A 23,051-nucleotide genomic window follows, 5' to 3' on the forward strand; every position below is an offset into this window, starting at 1 on the left:
GAGCAGTAGTGAGCGAGGATCTTTTCGACAAGGCGGCCACGACCGGCGGCGAGGAAGCCGGTGCCTACGATGTCGAGGCATTCCTCGGCCATCTCGACGCGATGAAGGTCGACGGCGCCAGTCCTTCCGACATCGACGACTACCTGACCGACGCGATGACGGAAGCCGAGAACGACGGCGACAACGCCGCGTTGCTGACGATCCTCAACGAGGCGATGGGCGTCTACCGCGTGCAGTCGAAGCATCGCGAGAACCAGTGGATCATCCAGCGCGCCATCGAGCTCGCCCTGAAGATGGGCCTCGAGGGCACGCCGCAGTGGGCGATGACGCTCGTCAACGCGGCCAACGCGCAGCGTTTCGCCGGCAACACCGACCAGTCGCTCGATCTGTTCCGCCAGGCGATCGCCGCCTACGAAAAGGCGTTCGGCGACGACAGCCACCAGACGGCCGAGCTCAAGAACAACTACGCGCTGCTGCTCACCGACCTCGGCCGCTATGCCGAGGCGGAGTCGGCCCTGCGTGACGCGATCTCCGGCCTGCGCGCCGGCCACGTCGGCACGGCGGCCGGCGACGGCAATGCCGCGGACGATTCGCGCGAATCGGACATCGCCACGTCGCTGGTCAATCTCGCGCACGTGCTGATGGACGAGGCCGTCAAGGCGTCGGACACGGCCGACGTGGCCGTCGACGGCGTGGACGCCGGCGGCGACAAGCCAGTCATCGCCGAGAAGCTCGACGAGGCCGAGCAGGCCGCCGGGCACGCGCGCCTGTCCTACGAGCGCAGCGGCCACACGACGAGCCCGCACTACGCGGCCGCGCTCGGCGCGTACGCGCGCAGCCGCTTCATGGCCGGCGACTTCGAGGCCGCCGCCGACAACTACGACAAGGCGCTCGCGATCGTCGGCGCCTGCTACGGCAACGATTCGGACGCCTATCGCGACACGCACGCCAACTTCGAGGCCGCCGTCGCCGCGCTCAACGCGGCCGGCCGCACCGGCCTGACGCCAGCGAATGTCGCCGAGCAGGATCTCGACGACGAGGCGATGGCCGCCAGCGGCTCCGACCTCGACGACGGCGCGACCGGCATCGGCGACGGCACGACTGCCGACGGTCCGGTCGCCGCCGACTTCGGCAACCGTTCCTTCTCGCCCGACGTCGCGGCGGAAGCGGCCGCCGACGCCGACCGGCCGGTTCCGGACACGATCGACGACGTGCTGACGGCCCCGGCCGCCGACAAGCCGGTCGTCGACGAGAGCAGCATCGAGTTCCCGTCGGTCGAGGCCGACCATCCGTCGCACATGATCGACCACGAGGAGGCGCTGCGCTTCCCGGACATGCTGGGCCAGGCCGCCGCCGCGGCCGACGACACGTCCGGCAGCGTGGCGGACGCCGCCTCCGACACCGTTGCGGACCCCACCGCGGACTCCCCCGCTACCGCCGAAGCCACCGAAGCTACCGACACCGCCGGAGCCGCCGAACCCGCCGCCTCCGTCCGTCCGCTCACCGGCCTCGACCTCGCCGAACGCTACTGGCTCGAGGTCGTCAGGCCGATGCTCGTGCGCGACTACCCCGAATTCGTGCCGCGCATCGCCGCCGGCCTCGTCGGCCACGGCTCCGAATGCTACGGCTTCGACGACGCCATCTCGCAGGATCACGACTTCGGCCCCGGCGTCTGCCTGTGGCTGACCGGAGACGACTACCGCGCGATCGGCCGCTCGCTGCAGGCGAGCTACGACGCGCTGCCGACATCGTTCGCCGGCTTCGACGGCCGACTCGAAACGCCGCGCGGCGGCCGCCGCGTCGGCGTCTTCGAAATCGGCGACTTCTACGAACAGCTCACCGGCTACCGCACGGCCCCCGCCGCCGACAAGCCGCACGAATGGCTGATGCTCGACGAGGCCACGCTCGCCACCGCGACGGACGGCAAGGTCTTCGCCGACCCGCTCGGCGCGTTCTCGGCCGTGCGCAACAAGTTCCTGCAGATGCCCGACGACGTGCGCCTGTCATTGATCTCGCGCCGCCTCGGCATGATGGCGCAGGCCGGCCAGTCGAACTTCCACCGCATGCTCGAGCGCGGCGACGGCGCCGCCGCGCTCGCCTGCCTGGACGAATTCGCCAACGCCACCGCCTCGCTCGTCTTCCTGATCAACAACCCGGTCACCGTCGGCTACCTGCCGTACTACAAGTGGCGGTTCGCCGCGCTGCGCCGGCTGAGCGACCGCATGGGCATGGCGCTCGCCGACGTCTGCGGCAAGCTGGAGACGATTCTCGCCCTCGCCGGCCCCGCCTGCTTCCCCGGCCCGGCGACCGTCGCGGACGGCACGGCCACCGGTGCAGGTACCGCCGGCGTCACCGGCGCCGCGGCCGCCGACAAGATCGAGGACCTCGTCGAGTCGATCGCGCTCGAGGTCGTCGCCGTGCTGCAGGCCAACGGCCTGACCGTCGGCGACGAGACGTTCCTCGAGTGGCAGCGTCCGTACGTCGAGGACAACATCGTCGACAAGGCGCCCTGCCTGCACAGCATCTGACCGCCGTCCCGCCGAATTTCCCCGCCGAATTTCACAGAGAAAGAGTCTCTTTTCCATGAACGATTCATCCGTCCGGACCACCGCCCCGGCCGAAGCGCAGGCCACGCGTTCCTCCACCCGCGAGGACCTGATCGAGGCCGTCATCAGGGCCGAGTGGGACCAGTTCCAGCGCACCAACAACGAGGGCGGCCGCGCCGCCTGCCAGGGCAACTGGCCAGTGTTTCACGTGATGCGCCTGAGCCAGTTCGCGACGTGGCCCGACGACCTGCTTGCCAGCTATCTCGGCGACCTGCAGGACGCCGACCGCACCGGCCGCAACCTCGTGACCGAGAAGTACGCTCGCATGATGGCGTCGACGGCGCCGGAGGCGTACCGCGCCGAGATCGCGCCGCAGCTCGAGGCCGCGGGAATCGTGCTCGACTTCGACGGGCGTCGCCGCAAACTGCAGGAGCGGATCGTCCGGCAGCAAGTCGACTGGGCCGACGGGTTCCGCAGGCAGTACCCGAAGCTCGGCGAGGCGATGCGCGTGCTGCGCACCGCCGACGATTCGTCCGAACAGACGTCGTTCGAAACATACCTGCGCGGCGAACTGTCGACGTACTCCGACGCGACACTGGACAAATACGCTCGATTTGTCGAGGGACTCGCCGACCGCGGCGAGAACCTGACGACGAAGACGGTGCTCAACACGGCGCTGCTGGCCGGCTACGATTCGCTCGACGCGATGGAAGCCGCCGATGCTTCGGCGCAGGCCGCGACCGACGCCGCGTAGGACGCCGTCAATGGCGACATCACCGTCGGCGAAGACTGGGCACCCGCACCACTAGACTTGTCTCGAATTTACCCAACGCCGTCGGGATTGGATGTCGAGATTGGATTTGGAACACATGGCTGTCCGCAAGCAGAATGCCTGGAAACGAATCGAGCTCGTGCTGTTCCTCTCGGTCATCCTGTTCGGGCTGCTCGCCGTGCTGTCGGCCGCGATGACGCCCGGCTGGCACGTCACGGCGTACGCCGACCACCTCAAGGTCTCCTCCGACAGCACGTCGATCAAGGCGAAGGACCTCGAGACGACGCCCGAGGGCACGTACAAGGTCAAGACGACGACGATCACGATGGCGATCTCCGGCGGCCAGCACGCGATGGCGATCGTGCGCGAGCCGATCGGCGCGCCGAGCGGCCGGCCTGCCTGCGTCTTCGTCCACGGCGCCGGCACCGGCAAGGCGTCGGAAGTCTACGAGGACCTCGCCAACGCGATGGCGAGCGCCGGCATCACGACGCTCGTCCAGGACAAGCGTCTCGACAACTACACGGCGCTCAGCCGCGACTACCTGTCGAACGCCGTCGACTACACCGTCGGCCTGGACACGCTGCGCGGCTGGGACGGCGTCGACTCGTCGAAGGTCGGCGTCTATGCCGAGTCCGAGGGCACGTGGATCTCGACGGTGATGACGAAGCAGGATCCGGACATCGCGTTCTCGATCCTGACGTCGCCGCCGGTCGTCTCCGGGCGCTCGCAGATGGCGATGGCCGCGACGTCGTATCTCAACATCATCGGCGCGCCGAGCGGCGTGCAGGGCATCATTCCGAAGTTCACGAGCATGAACTTCGGCTGGCTGGGGCTCAACTACGCCGATTTCGACACCGGCGAGTATCTCGACTCGTTGACGATGCCGGTCCTCGTCAACTACGGCACGCTCGACCCGGCGATGCCGGTCGAGCAGGGCGCCCGCATGATCATGTCGGCGGCCGCCGCCGACGGCAATAACAACGTGACGGTGCGCTACTATCCGACGAACCACCAGATGCGCGTCGGTTCGGCGCTGTCGCTGCCGGGCCTGCAGCTCGAGAGCCACTACACGACGAATCTCGAGGACTGGATCAACGCCGTCGCCGCCGGCACGACCGCCGACGACTGGGCGACGCCGATGGTCGCCGGCGACCAGCCGTACCAGGAGTACGCGGCGCCGGAAGCGTCCGAGATGAAGCCGGGACTCGTCTCGAACGTCAACGCGATCTTCATTGTCGCCGGACTGGGACTGCTCGCGTGGCTCGTCGCCGTCGTCACGTCGTTCGTGCTCGTCGGCGTCAATCACGGCCGCGCGCGCCGGCTGCGCCGCGCCGAGGCTTCCGGCGACGCCAACGCCGCCGCGACGCTGCGCAAGCCGCGCCGCTTCACCGGCGGCACCGGCCTGCTGATCTCGCTCAACCTCGTCATGACGGCGGTGATGCTCGCCGGCTGCGGCGGCTACATCGTGATGACGGCGAAGGCGGCGCTGTCGCTGACCGACGAGGCGACGGCGCTGCATGCCGGCTGGCTGGCGCTGCAGATCCTGTTCCTCGGCGCGATCGTGCTGTTCGCGTGGATGTGGGACCGGATCATCGTCAACAAGACACGCTTCCGCTTCCGCGGCGAGCCGGCGCACGAGCCGATGAAGATGATGCCGGGCCACTGGGTCGTCATCGTCGCGACGACGCTGTGCGTGCTCGCGATGTTCTTCCTGTGCACGTTCCTCGGGCTGATGATCGTCTGAGCCAGCTTATTTTCCGCGCCGCGGGGTCCTGTCCGGCCGCAGGTAGTCGGGACGGTGCATCGTGAAGCGGATGCGGTCCGGCAGGTAGACGCCGGACGTCCGTTCGCACGGCATGCCGTTGACGGCCCTCGTCACGCGGCGGATGCGCGTCAGCGGCGTGCCGGCCGCGACGCCGAGCAACGTCGCCTGGGAGTCCGTCGCCGCCACCGTGCCGAGTTCCTCGTCGACGCACTTCGGCACCAGGCCGTAGTCGTATTCGAAGATGTCGTAGTACGAGCGCGTCAGGTCCTTCGACAGCAGTCCGGGCAGCCGGCACGCCGGCAGCCGCGAGCGCTCCACCGACAGCGGCACGCCGTCGAGCAGCCGCAGCCGCGTGACGTCGTAGATCATCGACGTCGTGCCGGGCAGCTTGAGAATCCGGATGTCGGCGTCGGTCGCCGGCACGGCCGCCGCCGCCATCACCCGCGACGTCAGCTTCCAGCCCTGGCTGGCGGCCGCCTGCGCGAGCGACTCGGCGTCGTTGAGGTTGCGTTCCAGCTTGCCGTCGGTGACGACGATGCCGCCGGCGCGGCCGATCCGCCGCACAATCTCGTGGGCCGCCTCGAGCTGCGCGAGCGCGAGCCGCAGTTCGGCCCTCGAGATGCCGAACTGCTCGGCCAGTCCGCGTTCCGAGCCAAGCTTCTCGCCGACGTCAAGCTGGCGGTCGGCGATCAGCGTCCGCACCTGGCGGACAATCTCGGCCACCGTCGGCCGCGCGCCGGGCTCGCCGGACTCGCCGGTCGGCGTCGCCGCGTCGGTGCTTGGTTCGTCCGGAAGAATCGTTCCGGGTTCCTCCACTGTCTTCTCGCCGGTCATCGGGCACTCTCCTTGCCTGCTCAGCATGGATGCCCGGCGGCACAGACTTCCTCCGCCGGTCGGTTGTCATGGACATCTGTTTTCTACCAGTATGGCGTCTGCCGGACATTTCCTCCCGCCGCGCGTCAATGTTTGGAACGATTCGCGCGTGTTCATTGCCGTTGTGGCGCCCCCGTCGGGAAACGCGCGGACCCCCGTCGAGCCTTCCGGGGAGGGACGGTCCGTGAGAAAATGGAAAGAAGTCCCCCGACAGATCGAGTCCCATGTCCCAGAAGAAGCCCGGGCCCATCAGGCCGCCGCTGACGCATCCGCCCAGCAGGCATTCCACCAAGGGCCAGAAGCAGCGCTACACGCGCCAGCTCGACCCCGCCATTCTCGCCGCCCCTACCGTCGGCGAGTCCCTCGCGCGATTCGCCGATTCGCTCGACGAGCGCGGCCTGGCGGTCTTCATCGGACGATTTGCCGGCGACGAACTCGTGCCGGTCGCCGCGATCGCCGTCGCCACCGGCCAGGGCGCCGGCAATATCCGGCAGGAAATGAACTTGCAGCGCAAGCGCATCGTCATCATTCTCGACCACTATGGCGTGTGCGGGAAATTCGACGACATGTTTCCGGCGGACGCGTCGTTCCGCCTGCGGTCCGAAGTCGTCGGCACGATTCCCGAACTCGACGAGCAGATCCGCGACGTCGGCACGCCGGTCCTCAACGTGCTGCGGCACCTCAACGCGAAGACGATCGAGTTCGACGGCGAATGGGTGGGTCGCCCGACGATCGGCCAGGCGAAGGCCCGATTCGACCTCATGCTCAAGACGAAGGTGGAGGCGCACGCCGTCGTGCCGCTTGCCGAGCTCGAGTCCGTCGGCGCGTTCGGCGACGACGGCGCGCTGACGGCGACGATGAGCCGCTGGCTCGCCGACAGCCGCTACACCGTCTACGGCAGCGACCTCATCCTCGGCGACCGTCCCGGCGTGCTGGTGCCGGCCGTCCTGTACATCGAGGACCGGCCGCTGACGATCGCCGAACTGCAGGAACTCGTGCCGGCCCGGCAGTCCGAGACGGCGCTCTACCAGACGCTCGCCGGCGACGACGGCACGATGATGGTCGGTCCGAAGACGTGGGCGCTGCGCGAATGGGGCATGCGCGAATATCACAATTACGGCCAGCTGATGCGCGAGGTGCTCGCCGAGCACGGCGGTACGATGGGGCGCCGCGAGTTCAGCCGCGTCTGCCGAGAGGATTGCGGCGTGCCGCCGACGGCACTGAGCGCCAACCTCGCCGGCGGCTGGTTCCTGTGCGAGGGCGGGGCCGGCGGCACCGTCACGCTCACCGACAATCCCGGCGACTACATGCCCGCCGACGACCCGACGCACGCCCACCGGCTGTTCCGCGTGGACGGACCGGCCTGGGCGTTCCGCGCCGACGCCGGCCTGCGCGGCGGCGACAGCGTCGACGGCGGTGCCGTGCGCAACGACAACACGACGCTGCCGCGCACCGTCGCCGCGGCGCTCAGGATGCCGTTCGGCAGCTCCCGCATGTTCCACGCCGCCTACGGCCACCAGCTCGTCGAATGGGAAGGCACGGCGCTGTTTCTCAAGAAGACCGGCGTCATTCTCGACTCGGCCGCGCTGGCGCCAAGCGAACCGGTCTTCCTTGTCTTCGGCGACGACGGCTGGTTCGAGACGCGCCGGATCGGTCCCTTCGACGGCAACCCGTTGCACGCCGCCCTGACGCTGGCCGGCCAGCCCGTCACCGACAATCCGGTCCTGGCCCTCGCCTACCTGCGCCGCTCCATCGGCGCCGACGCAACTCCCGCCGGTTCCGACCCCATCATCGACCTGGCCGACCTGGCAGGGCAGTTCGCCGCCCGCGGCGACAAGGACATCGCCGCCCAGCTCGCCTCCTGGATGTCGCAATAAAGGCGAAACAAAAGGGGTTCCGCTTGCGCGAAACCCCTGCGGGCGGAGAGAGCGAGATTCGAACTCGCGGATGGTTGCCCATCAACGGTTTTCAAGACCGTCTCTTTCGACCGCTCAGACATCTCTCCGAACAGAAGTTCACTATAGCACAGGTTCCCGCCGGCGAGGATGGAAATCTTCGCCGGCGGGAACCTGTCATCGTGAACGGGGAAGACTCAGGCTTCCCACTTCTGCGGTTCCATCACTTCCTGGCCGCGCATGTACGGACGCATGGCTTCCGGAATGACGACGGAGCCGTCCTTCTGCTGGTGGTTCTCGAGGATGGCGACAATCCAGCGGGTGGTAGCCAGCGTGCCGTTGAGCGTGGCGACCGCCTCGGTGCCGCCTTCGGGCAGGCGCTGGCGGATGTTGAGGCGACGGGCCTGGTACTGCGTGCAGTTCGACGTCGACGTGAGCTCGCGGTAGCGGTTCTGCGACGGCACCCAGGCCTCGCAGTCGAACTTGCGGGCGGCCGAGGAGCCGAGGTCGCCGGCGGCCGTGTCGATGACGCGGTACGGCAGCTCCATCTTGCCGAGCATTTCCTCTTCCATCGCGAGCAGGTGCATGTGCTCGTCGTAGGACTTCTCGAGCGTCGTGTAGACGAACATTTCCACCTTGTCGAACTGGTGGACGCGGATGATGCCGGACGTGTCCTTGCCGGCGGCGCCTGCCTCGCGGCGGTAGCAGGAGCTCCAGCCGCAGTAGCGCAGCGGGCCGTTCGACAGGTCGAGGATCTCGTCCTCGTGCATGCCGGCCAGGGCGACCTCGGACGTGCCGACGAGGTACTGGTCGTCGGGCTCGCGCAGGCGGTAGATCTCGTCGGCGTGGGAGTTGAGGAAGCCAGTGCCGCGCATGATTTCCGGACGGACCAGCGTCGGCGTCGTCACGAGGATGAAGCCGTGGTCCTGGGCCTGGTCGGCGGCCATCTGCAGCATGGCGTACTGCATGCGGGCCACGTCGCCGCGCAGGAAGTAGAAGCGGGAGCCGGAGACCTTGGCGCCGCGCTTCATGTCGATGCCGGCGAGGCCCTCGCCGATCGTCAGGTGGTCCTTCGGCTCGAAGCCCTCGGCCGCGAAGTCGCGGATCTGGCCGACCTTCTTGACGACGACGTAGTCGTCCTCGCCGCCTTCCGGCGCCTCCGGCTCGACAATGTTGGACAGCTGCCACATCGCCGTGTTGTACTGCTCGGCGGCGGCGTCGGCGTCGGACTTGTACTGGGAAACCTTCTCGGAAAGTTCCTTCGTCTGCGCGATGAGCTGCTGCTTCTCGTCGGCCGGGGCCTTGGCGACCTTCTTGCCGATTTCCTTCTGCTGGGCGCGGGCCGCCTCGTATTCCTTGAGGGCGGAGCGGCGGACTTCGTCGGAATGGAGGACTTCGTCGACGAGTTCGACGGACTCGCCGCGCTTGGCCTGCGAATCCTTGACGACTTCGGGATGTTCGCGAATGAATTGAATATCAAGCATGCGGTCCATCCTATTTCGTAAAGGAGACAGAAGAGTCACCTTCGCACTTTTCAGGAGGGCAGTCGGAAAGTGCGGAGTTTTGGCGCCCGTTTTCTCGTTTCCCGGACGATTTGCCGGTAGAATCCTCGCACTTTTCACATGACCATCCAGAAAGTGCGAAGTCACTCCCTATGCCACAGGCACCCTGACCAGCAGGCTGTCCTTTTCCACCTCGAACTTGAGGTGGGCCGTCGCGGGCAGCAGGTCGCCGTCGACCTGGGCGGGAACGGGCTTGGGCAGGACGAGTTCGGCGCTGATGCCCTGGACCTGGTCGATCGTGGAATTGTGCGACAGCGGCGACTGCTCGGCCTTCTTCGTGATCGTCTGGTGGACGACGTCGCCGAGCAGGTTGGCCCAGCCGATGATGCCGCCGGACGTGTCGATGACCTCGAAGTCGAGCAGCCCGTCGTTGAACGACGCGTCCGGCATCAGCGAGAACACCGGGATCTCGCCGCAGTTGCCGGCCATGAACGTGCGGAACTGCAGGTCGGAGGTCGTCACCGACGTGCCGTCGGCGCGGCGGATCGTGACCCTGGCGTGGTATTTCGGCGCGAACAGGTGCTTGGCGCCGGAAACGAAGTAGGCGAGCCACGAGATATTCTTCTTGAGCTCGGGGTCGGCGTCGTCGATCATCAGCGCGTCGAAGCCGATGCCGGCGATGATGAGGAACGCGTGGCCGCGTTCTGGCTCGTCGTAGTCCGCCGGCGCGTCAAGCAGGCGCAGGCGGCCGATGTCGACATAGCGGGAGCCGTGCGACGTCGCGATCGCGATCGCCGCGTCGAGATCGTCGACCGGAATGCCCATGTTGCGGGCGAACAGGTTGCCGGTGCCGATCGGGATGATGCCCATCGCATGCTCGGAACCGGCCATGGCGGACGCGACAGTGCGCACCGTGCCGTCGCCGCCAGCCGCGATGACGACGTCGGCGCCGTTCGCGAGCGCCTCGAGCGCGCAGGCGCGGCCGTCCTTGTCGAGCTGCGTCTCGATGAACGTGAGTTGTGTCAGGCCCTTCTCGGCGGCGAATTCCTCGATTCTCGTGCGCACGTTCTGCGCGGTCGGCTTGCTCGGATTGATGACGACGGCGTAGTGGACCTGGTCGTCGTGGCGATCCTCGAGCAGCCGCTGGCGCCGGTGGACATAGTGCAGGCGGATGCCGCAGATAATCGCGACAATCAGCACGATGACACAGATCAGCACCACCATCGTGGCCACGAAAGAATCAGACATGCTACCTAGTTTTCCACACTTTCACGACGGGGTGCAACATGCACACCCACGGCAAAGGCCCCGCCAAATCTCCCCCTGATGTCACAAATCGATGTCGCAAACCCGGGCCGAAAGCCCGGGTTTGCGACATCGGGAAGTCAGGCGGGAAGCCCCGGAACAAGACGATTCACTCGCCGAGGGCCTTGTCGACGACCTCGGTGGCCTCGTCGAGGACGGCGTCGAGCGTCTCCGGGGAAACAAACGACTCGGCATACACCTTGTAGATGTTCTCGGTGCCGGACGGACGGGCGGCGAACCAGTTGTCGCGCGTGCAGACCTTGAGGCCGCCGATCGGCTCGTCGTCGCCGGGGGCCTTCGTCATCTTGGCGATGATTTCCTCGCCGCCGAGCGTCGTGGCCGTGACATCGTCGCCGGTGAGGTTGGCGAACTTCTGCTTCTGCTCGAGCGTGGTCGGCGTGTCCACGCGGGTGTACCAGCTCTCGCCGAAGCGCTCGACCTGGGCCTTGTGCAGCTCGGCCGGGTTCTTGCCGGTCTTGCCGGTGATCTCGGCGGCCAGCAGGTCGGGGATGATGCCGTCCTTGTCGGTGGTCCAGACGCGGCCGTTGAAGCGCAGGAAGCTCATGCCGGAGCTCTCCTCGCCGCCGAACGCGACCTCGCCGGTGAACAGCGGGTCCACGAACCACTTGAAGCCGACCGGCACCTCGACGAGACGGGCGTTGATCGACGCGGCGACGCGGTCGATCAGCGACGAGGACACGACGGTCTTGCCGACGCCGGCGCCTGCCGGCCAGTCCGGACGGTTGCCGCCGAACAGGTACTCGACGCAGACGGCCAGGTAGTGATTCGGGTTCATGACGCCCCAGTCCGGGCAGACGATGCCGTGGCGGTCGGCGTCGGGATCGGTGCCGCCGACGAGGTCGTAGTTGTCCCACGCGCCGGCGTTGAGCGAATCCACGAGGCCCTTCATCGCGTAGGCCGACGACGGATCCATGCGGATCTTGCCGTCGTGGTCGATCGTCATGAAGCGCCACGTCGGGTCGACTTCCGGACGCACGACGCCGATGTTCAGGCCGTACTTCTCGTTGATCAGCGGCCAGTAGTTGACCGAGGCGCCGCCCAGCGGGTCGATGCCCAGGCGCACGCCGGAGGAACGGATGACGTCGAAGTCGATGACGTTCTTGAGGTCGTCGACGTAGTGCTCGCGGTAGTCGAAGCGCTCGACGAGGTCGGACTTGATGGCCTGCTCGAACGGGACGCGCTTGACGTTCCTGAAGTTGCCGAGCAGCTCGTTGGCGCGGTTGGCGATCGCGTTCGTCGCCTCGGCCGGGGCCGGGCCGCCGGTGACCGGATCGTACTTGAAGCCGCCGTCGGTCGGCGGGTTGTGCGACGGAGTGACGACGATGCCGTCGGCGAGGCCGTCGCCCTCGAAACGCTGCGTGCCGTCGGCGGCACGGTTGTGGGTCAGGATGGCCTGGGAAATGACCGGCGTCGGCGTGAAGTCGTCGCGGTTGTCGATGCGCACGGTGACGCCGTTGGCGACGAGCACCTCGATGGCGGTCTTCCAGGCCGGCAGGCTCAGGGCGTGGGTGTCGCGGCCGAGATACAGCGGGCCGTTGACGCCGGAAGCCTTGCGGTATTCGGCGATGGCCTGCGTGATCGCCACGATGTGGGCTTCGTTGAAGGAGTTCTTCAGCGACGATCCACGGTGGCCGGAGGTGCCGAAGATGACACGCTCGGTGGCGACGGCCGGGTCGGGAACGACGTCATAGTACTTGCCAATGACCTCGTCGACATCAATCAGATCTTCTGGGGTGGCGGGCAGTCCCGCATTCTTTGCAACCATGGTCCCCATTGTGCCACGGGATACGCCCAGTCGCACTCGTCAGAATCGTCCAGATGTTCACTATATGTTGTCAGGAAATGATGGATTTTCAGAAAACGATTTCCGAAAACTCGCAACCCTTTACCAGTTTTTCCAGTGTTCTATGTACACTTTCACTTGCTAAATAACGGCATCGCTGGTTTTCTCTATTTTTCCGAAAATGAGAAAACAGTGTATGATCAATAACGATTCGCACGAGCAACGGCGCCGTATCCAATGAAAGCCAGCACGCCAGGGTGAAGAGTGGCATGCCGGTTTTCGTCGCCGCCCGGCACGCGGCGAAGGGAAAGTGAATAATAGAGGAAAGGACAGAAGATGGCCGAGTCAACCGCCTCGCAGATCATCTCTGCTATCGGTGGCCCCGAGAACGTCAAGAGCCTGACGCACTGTGCCACCCGACTTCGATTCGAGCTGGTCGACGCCAGCAAGGTCGACAAGGACAAGCTGGAGCACATGAAGGGCGTCCTCGGCGCCGTGCCGCAGAGCGGCGACCGCTACCAGGTCGTCATCGGCGGCGGCGTGTCCACCGTGTACGAGGAGATCATGCACCTGCCGGAGATGAAGAATGCCGGCGCCCACGGCGACGGCTCCGGCACCGCCTCGAACGGCAACTCCAACCTGACGAATGCCGAAGTCAAGGAACAGGCGCGTTCGAAGACCCGCGGCAAGAACAAGTGGGTCGATTCGTTCTTCGAGTTCCTGTCCGACTCCTTCCGTCCGATCCTCGGCGTGCTGCTTGGCGCGTCGCTGATCATCGCCATCATCAACGTCTGCCTGGCCTGCGGCTGGATGTCCAGCGAGACGCAGAGCCCGACGACGACGTTCTTCCAGGCGCTGTACAAGGGCGTCTTCTACTTCCTGCCGATCATGATCGCGTACAACGCGTCGAAGAAGCTCAAGGTCGACGGCTGGCTCGGCGGCGCCATCATGGGCGCCATGATGACCCCGTCGTTCCTGTCGCTGATGGACACGACGTGGGCCGACACGCACTGCGTGACGACGTCGCTCGGCACCAGCCAGTGCACGACGAAGGTCTTCGGCATCACGATGCAGCTCAACGACTACTCCGGCAACGTCTTTGTGCCGCTGTTCATGGCCGTCGTGCTCGCGCTCGTCTACCACGGTCTCAAGAAGATCATTCCGGACTCCGTCCAGCTCGTCTTCGTGCCGTTCCTGTGCATGGTCATCGTCGGTGTCCTGACCGCCTTCCTCGTCGGCCCGCTGGGCATCTGGATCGGCAACGGCCTGGGCGTCGGCCTGTCGTGGCTCAACGGTCACGCGCCGTTCATCTTCGCCATCCTGATCCCGATGCTGTACCCGTTCCTCGTCCCGCTGGGCCTGCACTGGCCGCTCAACGCCCTGATGCTGATGAACATCCAGTCGATGGGCTACGACTTCATCCAGGGCCCGATGGGCTGCTGGAACTTCGCCTGCTTCGGCGCGACCGCCGGCGTCCTGATCCTGTCCATCCGCGACCGTGACAAGGAAATGCGCCAGACCGCCGTCGGCGCCCTCGCCGCGGGCCTGCTCGGTGGCGTTTCGGAGCCGTCGCTGTACGGCATTCACCTGCGCTTCAAGAACACCTACAAGCGCATGCTCCCCGGCTGCTTGGCCGGCGGCATCACCATCGCCATCCTCGGCTGGATCTTCCCGTCGACCGTCGCCGGCGGCCAGGTCGTCCACGGCGTGACCACGACGGCCTTCGCCTTCACGTCGTTGCTGACGATCCCGATCTTCGACCGCATGTGGGTCTACGCCATCTCGATCGCCGTCGCGTTCTTCGTCGCCATGGCCCTCGTCGTCATCTTCGACTACCGCACGCCGGAACAGAAGGCCGAAGTCCTCGCCCGCGTGGCCGCCGCCGATGCGGAGACCGCCACCGAGACCGAGGAGAACGCCTCCGCCGTCCAGTACGCCGACACGCACATCGACGACAACCTGCTGCCGGGTGACAAGCCGGTCGACGCTCCGGTCATGGACGCCGAACCGCTCGCCCAGCCGACCGTCGCCGTCTTCGCTCCGGTCGCCGGCCACGTCATCTCGCTCGACGACTGCGGCGACCCGGTCTTCGCGTCCCGCGCCCTCGGCGAGGGCGTCGGCATCCAGCCGTCCGCGTCCGAGGTCTTCGCGCCGGTCTCCGGCGTGCTGCAGACGGTCGCCGAGACCGGCCACGCCTTCGGCATCAAGACCGACGACGGCGTCGAGATCCTCGTCCACGTCGGCATCGACACGGTCAAGATGGAGGGCGACGGCTTCCAGGTCGCCGTCAAGGCCAACCAGCGCGTCAACGTCGGCGACAAGCTCGTCACCGTTGACTTCGACAAGGTCAAGGCCGCCGGTTACAGCACGACGACGCTGATGACCGTCCTGAACACCGCCGCCCTGAAGTCGGTCGTCCCGATGACCGACAAGGACGTGCAGGCCGGCGACGAAGTCATCGCCATCGAGCACTGAATCGTACCATCCCTTTCTCTCCTCCAGTCAGGCCTGACGGCCGCTGCCGACAGGCCTGACTGACCTCATACCCGGGGGAGCCGAGCGCATCGGCTCCCCCTCTGTGTATCTTCCGACACTCCCTCTCAAGCGGGAGCCGACGAGAGCGAAGCTCGAGTCGGCGGGAGCGGGGAGCCGCGTAGCGGCGCCCGTGCGCCCGAATCGTTCCTCCCTATTAGGCTGGTCCCCATGACTATCACTGTTTCCACCGACGGCTCGGCGCTCGGCAACCCCAACGGGCCGATGGGCTGGGCCTGGGCCGACCATCACGACCGCGAATCCGACGCCGCCGCCGACGGCCACCGGCACGCCGGCGACTGCGACGCCGGCGGCGCCACGAACGGCACGAACCAGATCGGCGAGCTGTGCGCCGTGCTCGAGGCGCTGCGCACGCACCCCGGCAGCGAGCCGCTCGTCATCGAGACCGACTCGCAGTACGCGATCAACTGCTCGACGAAGTGGGTCCGCGGCTGGAAGAAGAACGGCTGGAAGAACTCGCAGAAGAAGCCGGTCAAGAACGCCGACGTCATCAAGGCGATCGACGCGGAGATTTCCCGGCGTCCCGGCCCCGTCAGGTTTGTCTGGGTCAAGGGACACGCCGGCAACGCCGGCAACGAGAAGGTCGACACGCTCGCGCGCACCTACGCCGGCGACTGCCGCTCCGGCGCCCGCGAAGGCTATCTGCCGAAGGAAGGCTGGCAGTCGCTGCTCGCGTCGGAGTATTCGAGGGGCACCGACGTTCCCGACGACGCGCGGCTGCTGCTCGACGGCAAGATTTCCGCCGCCGACTACCGCGGACTGGTTCACGGCGAGCCGCCGGAAGAAGATCCGGACGATTCGTCCGCCAGGCCGTCCGCGAACCGCATGCCTGTCGCGGCCGAACCCGAGGGATTCGATCCCGACGACTGGTTCACCGACGGCGACGACAAACTGGAACCCGAGCCGGAGACCGAACCGGAACCCGAGCCGGAAGACAAGCCTTCGCCCGAATCCACTCCGGCCGCTCCCCGACTGCGCGCGACGGGCCTGACGGCGAGCGGCACGTTGAAGATCTCCCCCGCTCCGGCGACGAGTCCGACGTTCGACGGCCGTCCGCGCCACGTGCGCGGCTATCTCGCCGTCGAGGGCTATGTCGACGGCGACGGCACCTTCGTCGTCCGGGACGCCCCGTTCCTGATGTGACCCTCCCCTTTTTTGATGGCACAAACCCGTGACTAACGCTCCGGGTAGGATGGGGACGAATCGTTCCGCAGAATTGTTCTGTATATAAAGGAGTGTGTTATGGACAAGGCACAGCAGGATGCGCTGAAGAAGGCGGCCGGCATCGAGGCCGCCAAGCTCATCGAGAACGGCATGATCGCGGGCCTGGGCACCGGCTCCACCGTGCGTTTCCTCGTCGACGAGCTCGGCCGCCGCGTGCGCGAGGAAGGCCTGGAGTTCACCGGCGTGACGACGAGCCGTCGCACGCAGGAGCAGGCCGAGAGCTACGGCATCAAGATCGTCGACATCGACGACGTCGACCACATCGACATCACGATCGACGGCGCCGACGAGGTCGACGCGAACTTCAACGGCATCAAGGGCGGCGGCGCCGCGCTGCTGTGGGAGAAGATTGTCGCCGTGAACTCGGACAAGATCGTCTGGATCGTCGACGAGTCGAAGGTCGTCGACGTCATCGGCAAGTTCCCGCTGCCGGTCGAGGTCATTCCGTTCGGCGCCGCCCACGTCATCGAGCGCTTCGAGAAGCGCGGCTACAAGCCGGTCCTGCGTCTCGACGCCGAGGGCAAGCCGGTGCGCACCGACGAGAACAACTACGTCGTCGACCTGCACCTCGAGCGCATCGACGATCCGGCCGAGCTGGCCGAGGACCTGATCAACACGGTCGGCGTCGTCGAGCACGGCCTGTTCCTCAACATGGTCGACGAGGTCATCGTCGGCAACCCGGACGGCCCGAAGAAGCTGTTCAACCCGAACAAGCAGGCCTGATCTCCCGAGCCTCTTCCGGTCCCCTCTCGAGAGGGGACCGGCGTCGCGAGGCGACGTCGAGGGAAGTAACCGGCCCGGACATGCAGTTGGCCCCGCGAATTCACGAGAATTCGCGGGGCCAACCGTTTCCAGACGCTACTACTTGCGCTGGTGACGAGTCTTACGCAGCAGCTTGCGGTGCTTCTTCTTGCTCATCCGCTTGCGGCGCTTCTTGATGACGGAACCCATCTTCAGCCTCCACTTCCTTGAATCTAACAGAACTGTAAAGATTGCAACTCGGCCTATACTACACGGCATTTAGGACGACTCGCGCGCAGGCCGCCCGGTCCGTCACATCGGGAAGTACTCGAAGACGGTCTCGACGGCGTTGACGGCACCGGTGGCCTCGAACAGGACCGTGTCGTTGTACCAGTAGGCGACGGCCTTGTCGGTGCTGTCGCCGTCGTAGGCGACGACGTATTCGCCGGTCTTGTTGCCGTCGACCTTGATGAGGCCGGAGGCGATCGTCTTGCCGGTCAGGGCGCCGGTCAGCGTGCCGTATTCGCCGGACGCGCCATCGCTGTCCGACCACTGCGCCACGGTGAGCGTGACGTCGTCGACGTCGGTGCCGTCGGAGTAGACGAGCGTGTATTCTTCCAGCGGCTCGGCCGACTGCCACGTCGTCGCCGCGTCGGCCTTCGTGCGGGCGAAGGTGGAGACCGAGTCCGGCATGCTCTTGAGCAGCGTCGTCGCGTTGTCCGGCAGCGCCGAGGCGGAGATCGTCGGCGACGCGCTGGCGCTGGCCGACGCCGTCGCCAGCGGCTCGTTCGTCGTCGAGCGGATGGCCCAGCCCGGCCAGATGAACGCGAAGACGATCGACAGGACGATGACGACTGCCACGACGACGACGGCAACGCGCAGCCGGACCATCGACTTCGTCAGCTTCGACTTCGACGATTTCGCGGCGGCATGGCCGTTGGCGTTCTTCGGTGAGCGGGAACTCGGGGAATTAGACATAGGTTTCATTGTGTCACAGCCGTCTGACGCCTCTCCTGTGGCCGGCTTCTTTACTGGTTATTGCGGCCTGCTCTGCATGGACGATCAGTCGCCGTCGGGCGCGGCGGCCTGCGAGCGCTTCATGGTCCTCGCCGTCAGGTCGAGCGCCTTGAGCGCGTCGCGAACCGTCGAGCATTCGACCAGCGTCATGCCGTCGACATGGAGGCGGGAATCGTTCGTCCTCCGGCCGCCGGATGGCGAGCCGTCGGCGGCACGATTCTTCCGTCGCTTCGTCGCCGGCACGATCGCCGTCGTGAAGCCGAGCCGCACGGCCTCGCGCAGGCGCGACTCGAGCCGCGGCACCGGGCGCACCTGGCCGGTCAGCGAGATCTCGCCGATCGCGCAGGTCGTGCGCGGGATCGGCACGCCGAGCGCGGCCGACGCGAGCGACGCCGCGACGGCGAGGTCGCAGGCGGGTTCGCGGGCCTGCGCGCCGGCGATCGTCGAGACGTAGACGTCGTCGTTGAGCAGCGAGATGCCGCCGTGGCGGCTGAGCACGGCGATGAGCATGGCGAGCCGGCTGCCGTCGACGCCGTTGGCGGCGCGGCGCGGCGTCGGCAGCACCGATTTCGTGACGAGCGACTGGACCTCGACGGGCAGCGAGCGCTGGCCGTCGACGGTGAACGTGACGCAGGGTCCCTCGACCTCGATGTCGTCGGAGGACAGGAACAGGCCGGCCGGGTCGGCGACTTCCTCGATGCCCTCGCCGGACATGTCGAAGCAGCCGACCTCGTCGGTCGGGCCGAAGCGGTTCTTCGTGGCGCGCAGCATGCGCAGCGCCGTCTCGGCGTCGCCCTCGAACTGGCAGACGACGTCGACGATGTGCTCGAGCGTGCGCGGGCCGGCGACGGCGCCGTCCTTCGTGACGTGGCCGACGAGCATGACCGGGATGTCGAGCCGCTTGGCCGAGTCAATCAACGCGGAGGCGACTTCGCGGACCTGCGTTGGTCCTCCGGAGACGCCGTCGACGTCCTGCGAGACGATCGTCTGCGCCGAGTCGGCGATGACGAACGCCGGCCGCTCCTCCTCGATCAGTCCGAGCACCGTCGCGAGGTCGGTCGTCGCGGCGAGCAGCAGGTTCGGCTGCACGGCGCCGACGCGCTGCGCCCGCATCCTGACCTGCGCCTGCGACTCCTCGCCGGACACGTACAGTACCGTGGACGATTCGTCCGCGCCCCTGTCGATGACTTCCTGCGCGACGTTGCCGGCCGTTTCCAGCAGCAATGTCGACTTACCGATGCCCGGTTCGCCGGCGATCAGCGTGACCGACCCGGGCACGATGCCGCCGCCGAGCACGCGGTCGAACTCGCCGAATCCGGTCGACAGGCGCCTGACGCTGTCGGTCGAGATCTCGGTCATCGGCTTGGCGGCGCTTTCCGGCCGCACGACGGCGGCGACCGGCGTGCGCGACGTGCGTCCCGGCGCCGCCGTGCGCGATCCGGCCGCCGCCCTTGCCTCGTGGAATTCGTTGACGGTCCCCCACTGGCCGCAACTCGGGCACTTGCCCACCCATTTCGATCCGCTCCACCCGCATTCGGAGCAGACATACTGTACCGAACTCTTCGCCATGGGGATTCAGCCCAGCAGGTCGTGGACAGTCCGGACGTTATCGGCCAATTCGGCCTTGAGGGCGTCGGGCCCGTCGAATTCGATCTGGGGACGGATGAACTGCTCGAATTCCACGCGCACGCGGTGGCCGTAGAGGTCCAGCCAATCGGAGTCATCGCCCGTCAGCGCATACGCCTCGAGCACGCGCTCGTGCCGCCCGGACTGGTCATTGAACGTCGGCTTCGTGCCGATCGAGATCGCGGCGGGCCAGCGCAGCGGGGACGTCATCGCGAGCCGCGCCTCGATGCCGCCGCCGTCGTACTGGTGCGAAATGCCGTCGGACGCTTCCCTCTTGCTGCGCTCGACGCGCTCGTCGTAGTCGGCCGCCGGGCCGAGGTCGACGAGCCAGCCGGCGTACACGCCGTCGACCGGCAGGTAGCCGTCGACCGGTTCGGCGACGTTCGCGGTCGGAAAGCCGAGCTGGCGGCCGCGCTCCTCGCCGTGGACGACGGTGCCCTCGACGCCGTGCAGGTCGCCGAGGATGTCGTTGGCGTCCTCGATGTCGCCGTTGGCGAGCAGGAACCGCACGTTCGTCGAGCTCCAGTCGCGCACTTCGCGCGCGTTCGTCGCCTTGCTCCAGGCGCGCCGTTCGGCCTTCGGCATCGCGGCGCGCGGATCGCTCACGGGGCCGCGGGTCGCCGGCATCGTCGGCACGATCGGCTGCGGCACGCGCGTGCGGCCGCGGCCCTCGTCGTCGACGACGACGAGCTCGAACATGCCGGTCGCCAGCGCGAGCGTCTCGATCTTGTCGATCGTGCCGGCGCGGCCGGCGCCCATCGACGCGTCCTTGCCGAGCACGAGCGTGCGCATGCCGAGCCGGCCGACGAGCTGGCCGAGGAAGAACCGGAACGACTTGTCGGCGAACGCGAGCGTGTACTTGACGATGATGACGTAGTCGACGCCGAGTTCGTTGAGCGCGCGTAGCCGCTGGCCGACGCCGGTCAGCTGGTCGGTGTCGGCGACGCTGCCGTCGGCCGGCAGCTCGTCGTTGCCGTGCGCCTTCGCGTAGCCGTGCACGAACGCCGGCCGCGGCTCGAACATGATGACGACGGACAGCGCGTCGAACTGCTTCGCGAGCGCGACGGTCCGCTTGACGACGGCGCGGTGCCCGCGGTGGACGCCGTCGAACGCGCCGACGGTGACGACGGACTTCCTGCTGGCGCTCAGCAGCGGCCAGTCGATGTTACCGCTCTCGTCGGGAGCGAGCCGGATGATCTTCATGCTGTACTCTTTCCGTTGGAATGTGAACGATTCTTCCGTCCGAAACCTGCTTCGACCCTACTCACCGGCCGCAAACACCGCAAGGGGTTTCCACTGGCGGCGGTTGCGCCGCTCGACGATCGCGACAACGTCCGATTCCGCCGTCGCGTGGCCGTTGTCGTCGACGACGACCGCGGCGGCCGGACCGTTGACGAACATCTTCGGCTCGCGGTCGGGGAAGTTCGCCGGCACGAGGTCGGCGGCGACCGGAATGAACCTGCCGAAACGCAATTCGTTCGCCTCGTCGGCCGTAATCGGCACGATCGGCATCGTCCGGGCGACGGCCTCGGCCATCGTCAGGACATGGGCGGCGAGCGCGGCGCGTGCCCCGTCGCCGTCGGGACCGGTGGCCGGCCGGCCGTTGGGGCCGAGGCCGGGCAGGTCGAGGATGGCGCGGTTGCGCGTGACGGTCTCGCCGGCCCGGTTCGTGAACGTCTTCGGTTCGGCGTGCGCGGCCAGCGTCTTCGGGTCGTCGACGGCGAAGTCGCCGACGCGTTCGCGCCGCAGCATCGTCAGGTGGGCGCCGGCGCCGAACGCGGCGCCGAGGTCGCGGGCGAGCGCGCGGATGTACGTGCCGGCCGAGCAGCGCACGCGCACGTCGACGTCGAGGACCGGCGTGGCGCCGGTTTCCTCCGCCTCATCGGCTTCCTCCGTGGCATTGTCAACGATTGTTTCACGTGAACCAAGCACGTCGAACTGCTCGATCGTCACCTCGCGCGGCGCCAGTTCGACGTCGCGGCCCTCGCGCGCGAGGTCGTAGGCGCGCTGGCCGTTGATCTTGATCGCCGAATACGTGTTCGGCACCTGCAGGATCGGCCCGGTGAACCGTTCGTCGATCATCGCGCGGATTTCGGCAATGGACGGCAGGGCGGCAGGCGGCACGGCCGAGGGCGACGTGGCGGCAGCCGATCCCGCGGTCGGGGCCATGTCGCGCGAATCGTCCGGCAATCCGGCGTCCGAGCCGGCGCGGGAATCGTTCCATCTCGAGACGGTCTCGCCGTCGGCGTCGTCGGTCGTCGTCGCGATGCCGAACCGGATCGTCGCGACGTAGGTCTTGTCGTGGTCGACGATGTAGTTGAGCAGGCGCGTGGCGTTGCCGAAGCCGACGACGAGCGCGCCGGTCGCCATCGGGTCGAGTGTGCCGGCGTGGCCGACTTTCTTCATGCCGACGGCGGCGCGGACGGCCGCGACGACGTCGTGGCTCGTCACGCCGCGCGGCTTGTCGACGACGAGGACGCCGGAACGCGGCGGCCGCGCCGGCGAGCCGGCCGCCGCCGTGGCTGTCGCTTCCGCCATCAGTCCTCGGCCTCGTCGACGGTGTCTTCCGGGTGGTAATAGGCGTCGTCGACCGGCGCGTCGGCGCGGGTGTTCGGGCTGTCGTTGGCGACCGGGCTGTCGGCGTCGTCGATGTCCTCGAACTCCTCGACCTCGACGACGTCGGCGTCCGGTTCCGGACCGTCGGCCGCCGCGCCGAACGCCGGCGAGCCGGAGTATTCGGCGTATTCGGGAGCGTCGACGTCGATGCCGGGACGATCCATGACATCGGCGTCGGAGCCGCGCCCGACCTTCTCGTAGTCGGGATCGGCCGTCGAGAAGTCGCCGCCGTGCACGTGCGTGAGGCTGTCGGCGGCGGCCTTGCGGCCGACGGAACGGCCGTCGACGTCGTCGACGTCGCCCTCGTCGTCTTCATCGTCGTGACGGTACGGATCGGCGTCGCCGGCGTACGTCGCCGTCTCGCGCATCTTCCGCAGTTCCTCGTCGCGACGGCGCGCCGTCACGAGGATGTCCTCGATCTCGTGCGCCTCGCCCGGCACCTCGTCGAAGACGAACTTGAGATCCGGCGTCAGGCGCAGGCCGGCCTTGCGGCCGACGAGCGAGCGCAGGCGGCCCTTCGCCTGGTTGAGCGCCTGCTCGGCGCGCTTCTTCTCGCCTTCCTCGTGGCCGCTGTGGCCGAGGACCGTCCAGTAGACCTTGGCGAGCTGCAGGTCGTTCGTCACGCGCACGTCGGTGATCGTCACGTTCGCGAGCCGCTTGTCATGCAGCGTGCTTTCCATGTTCGACGCGATGACGCGCTGAATGAGCGCCGCAATACGCGCCGCCCTGGGGTTGTTTCCGGCCATCGGAGTTTCCTTTCGTTTTCGCTAGTACACCAGTATATAAATAAGAACGATTCGCGCCGCCAACGT

16 protein-coding genes, 1 tRNA gene and 1 pseudogene are annotated in these 23,051 nt (G+C 67.3%); 7 read left to right on the top strand and 11 right to left on the bottom strand.

The annotated features are described in order from the left end of the window. The first annotated feature begins 8 nt into the window (after window positions 1-8). From F6S87_RS03035 to F6S87_RS03045, 3 genes are all read left to right on the top strand, one after another. Window positions 9-2,528 (top strand): DUF4037 domain-containing protein, encoded by a 2,520-nt coding sequence (locus tag F6S87_RS03035; RefSeq protein ID WP_163227156.1) that lies wholly within the window; start codon window positions 9-11, stop codon window positions 2,526-2,528. 55 nt (window positions 2,529-2,583) lie between these two features. Beyond that, the gene (locus tag F6S87_RS03040) at window positions 2,584-3,300 is read left to right on the top strand and encodes a DUF4125 family protein (RefSeq protein WP_163227157.1); all 717 of its coding nucleotides are present in this window, start codon (window positions 2,584-2,586) and stop codon (window positions 3,298-3,300) included. Between the two features lie 115 nt (window positions 3,301-3,415). Beyond that, a complete protein-coding gene (locus F6S87_RS03045) occupies window positions 3,416-5,062 on the top strand; it encodes an alpha/beta hydrolase family protein (RefSeq protein ID WP_163227158.1) in 1,647 nt (548 codons plus the stop codon). 6 nt (window positions 5,063-5,068) lie between these two features. Here F6S87_RS03045 and F6S87_RS03050 read toward each other — a convergent pair whose 3' ends face one another. Beyond that, window positions 5,069-5,917, bottom strand: a complete 849-nt coding sequence (locus F6S87_RS03050) for a GntR family transcriptional regulator (protein ID WP_163227159.1) — start codon at window positions 5,915-5,917, stop codon at window positions 5,069-5,071. Between the two features lie 263 nt (window positions 5,918-6,180). On the opposite strand from F6S87_RS03050, the gene F6S87_RS03055 reads away from it, so the two are divergent. Continuing rightward, window positions 6,181-7,833: a hypothetical protein gene (locus F6S87_RS03055; protein ID WP_163227160.1), complete on the top strand. Its 1,653-nt coding sequence runs from the start codon at window positions 6,181-6,183 to the stop codon at window positions 7,831-7,833. Between the two features lie 43 nt (window positions 7,834-7,876). Here F6S87_RS03055 and F6S87_RS03060 read toward each other — a convergent pair. The 4 genes from F6S87_RS03060 to pgm form a co-directional block, all read right to left on the bottom strand. Continuing rightward, a tRNA-Ser gene (locus F6S87_RS03060) sits at window positions 7,877-7,961 on the bottom strand. 87 nt (window positions 7,962-8,048) lie between these two features. Then, window positions 8,049-9,335, bottom strand: coding sequence for a serine--tRNA ligase (gene serS, locus F6S87_RS03065; protein ID WP_163227161.1), 1,287 nt, complete (start codon window positions 9,333-9,335; stop codon window positions 8,049-8,051). 168 nt (window positions 9,336-9,503) lie between these two features. After that, entirely contained in the window at window positions 9,504-10,601 is a 1,098-nt protein-coding gene (locus F6S87_RS03070; protein WP_163227162.1) for a diacylglycerol/lipid kinase family protein, read from the bottom strand. A gap of 166 nt (window positions 10,602-10,767) precedes the next feature. Continuing rightward, window positions 10,768-12,444: a phosphoglucomutase (alpha-D-glucose-1,6-bisphosphate-dependent) gene (gene pgm / locus F6S87_RS03075; RefSeq protein WP_163227163.1), complete on the bottom strand. Its 1,677-nt coding sequence runs from the start codon at window positions 12,442-12,444 to the stop codon at window positions 10,768-10,770. A 354-nt stretch (window positions 12,445-12,798) separates the two neighbouring features. Between pgm and F6S87_RS03080 the strand changes: the two genes are divergently transcribed. The 3 genes from F6S87_RS03080 (at window position 12,799) to rpiA (ending at window position 16,962) form a co-directional block, all read left to right on the top strand. Further along, window positions 12,799-14,937, top strand: coding sequence for a glucose PTS transporter subunit IIA (locus F6S87_RS03080; RefSeq protein WP_163227164.1), 2,139 nt, complete (start codon window positions 12,799-12,801; stop codon window positions 14,935-14,937). A gap of 228 nt (window positions 14,938-15,165) precedes the next feature. Then, window positions 15,166-16,158: a ribonuclease H family protein gene (locus tag F6S87_RS03085; RefSeq protein ID WP_163227165.1), complete on the top strand. Its 993-nt coding sequence runs from the start codon at window positions 15,166-15,168 to the stop codon at window positions 16,156-16,158. A gap of 99 nt (window positions 16,159-16,257) precedes the next feature. Then, a complete protein-coding gene (gene rpiA / locus F6S87_RS03090; protein WP_163227166.1) occupies window positions 16,258-16,962 on the top strand; it encodes a ribose-5-phosphate isomerase RpiA in 705 nt (234 codons plus the stop codon). Window positions 16,963-17,100: 138 nt separating this feature from the next. Here rpiA and F6S87_RS03095 read toward each other — a convergent pair whose 3' ends face one another. The 6 genes and pseudogenes from F6S87_RS03095 to rbfA all read right to left on the bottom strand — a co-directional run. Further along, on the bottom strand, window positions 17,101-17,190 hold the full coding sequence (locus tag F6S87_RS03095) for a 30S ribosomal protein bS22 (RefSeq protein ID WP_004268639.1): 90 nt from the start codon (window positions 17,188-17,190) through the stop codon (window positions 17,101-17,103). A gap of 102 nt (window positions 17,191-17,292) precedes the next feature. Further along, window positions 17,293-17,958, bottom strand: a complete 666-nt coding sequence (locus F6S87_RS03100) for a hypothetical protein (RefSeq protein WP_407925101.1) — start codon at window positions 17,956-17,958, stop codon at window positions 17,293-17,295. Window positions 17,959-18,042: 84 nt separating this feature from the next. Next, window positions 18,043-19,566 (bottom strand): DNA repair protein RadA, encoded by a 1,524-nt coding sequence (radA, locus tag F6S87_RS03105; protein WP_163227167.1) that lies wholly within the window; start codon window positions 19,564-19,566, stop codon window positions 18,043-18,045. 6 nt (window positions 19,567-19,572) lie between these two features. Next, window positions 19,573-20,826 carry a riboflavin kinase gene (locus F6S87_RS03110; RefSeq protein WP_163227168.1) on the bottom strand — a complete coding sequence of 418 codons (1,254 nt, stop codon included), beginning with the start codon at window positions 20,824-20,826 and terminating at the stop codon, window positions 19,573-19,575. Between the two features lie 57 nt (window positions 20,827-20,883). After that, window positions 20,884-22,161 (bottom strand): tRNA pseudouridine synthase B, encoded by a 1,278-nt coding sequence (locus F6S87_RS03115; protein ID WP_163227169.1) that lies wholly within the window; start codon window positions 22,159-22,161, stop codon window positions 20,884-20,886. A 359-nt stretch (window positions 22,162-22,520) separates the two neighbouring features. Further along, window positions 22,521-22,985 (bottom strand): annotated as a pseudogene (gene rbfA / locus F6S87_RS08690) (30S ribosome-binding factor RbfA); the annotation flags it as partial. Between the last annotated feature and the right edge of the window lie 66 nt (window positions 22,986-23,051).

It is taken from the genome of Bifidobacterium choloepi (assembly GCF_010667615.1).
In the GTDB taxonomy this organism is placed as follows: domain Bacteria; phylum Actinomycetota; class Actinomycetes; order Actinomycetales; family Bifidobacteriaceae; genus Bifidobacterium; species Bifidobacterium choloepi.

What these genes read in the sequence shown, in the direction of transcription:
- serS (WP_163227161.1), bottom strand. Translation starts at nt 9,335, where the DNA reads ATGCTTGATATTCAATTCATTCGCGAACATCCCGAAGTCGTCAAGGAT.
- F6S87_RS03085 (WP_163227165.1), top strand. Translation starts at nt 15,166, where the DNA reads ATGACTATCACTGTTTCCACCGACGGCTCGGCGCTCGGCAACCCCAAC.
- F6S87_RS03055 (WP_163227160.1), top strand. Translation starts at nt 6,181, where the DNA reads ATGTCCCAGAAGAAGCCCGGGCCCATCAGGCCGCCGCTGACGCATCCG.
- F6S87_RS03050 (WP_163227159.1), bottom strand. Translation starts at nt 5,917, where the DNA reads ATGACCGGCGAGAAGACAGTGGAGGAACCCGGAACGATTCTTCCGGAC.
- rpiA (WP_163227166.1), top strand. Translation starts at nt 16,258, where the DNA reads ATGGACAAGGCACAGCAGGATGCGCTGAAGAAGGCGGCCGGCATCGAG.
- F6S87_RS03100 (WP_407925101.1), bottom strand. Translation starts at nt 17,958, where the DNA reads ATGTCTAATTCCCCGAGTTCCCGCTCACCGAAGAACGCCAACGGCCAT.
- F6S87_RS03115 (WP_163227169.1), bottom strand. Translation starts at nt 22,161, where the DNA reads ATGGCGGAAGCGACAGCCACGGCGGCGGCCGGCTCGCCGGCGCGGCCG.
- F6S87_RS03070 (WP_163227162.1), bottom strand. Translation starts at nt 10,601, where the DNA reads ATGTCTGATTCTTTCGTGGCCACGATGGTGGTGCTGATCTGTGTCATC.
- F6S87_RS03045 (WP_163227158.1), top strand. Translation starts at nt 3,416, where the DNA reads ATGGCTGTCCGCAAGCAGAATGCCTGGAAACGAATCGAGCTCGTGCTG.
- radA (WP_163227167.1), bottom strand. Translation starts at nt 19,566, where the DNA reads ATGGCGAAGAGTTCGGTACAGTATGTCTGCTCCGAATGCGGGTGGAGC.
- F6S87_RS03040 (WP_163227157.1), top strand. Translation starts at nt 2,584, where the DNA reads ATGAACGATTCATCCGTCCGGACCACCGCCCCGGCCGAAGCGCAGGCC.
- pgm (WP_163227163.1), bottom strand. Translation starts at nt 12,444, where the DNA reads ATGGTTGCAAAGAATGCGGGACTGCCCGCCACCCCAGAAGATCTGATT.
- F6S87_RS03080 (WP_163227164.1), top strand. Translation starts at nt 12,799, where the DNA reads ATGGCCGAGTCAACCGCCTCGCAGATCATCTCTGCTATCGGTGGCCCC.
- F6S87_RS03095 (WP_004268639.1), bottom strand. Translation starts at nt 17,190, where the DNA reads ATGGGTTCCGTCATCAAGAAGCGCCGCAAGCGGATGAGCAAGAAGAAG.
- F6S87_RS03110 (WP_163227168.1), bottom strand. Translation starts at nt 20,826, where the DNA reads ATGAAGATCATCCGGCTCGCTCCCGACGAGAGCGGTAACATCGACTGG.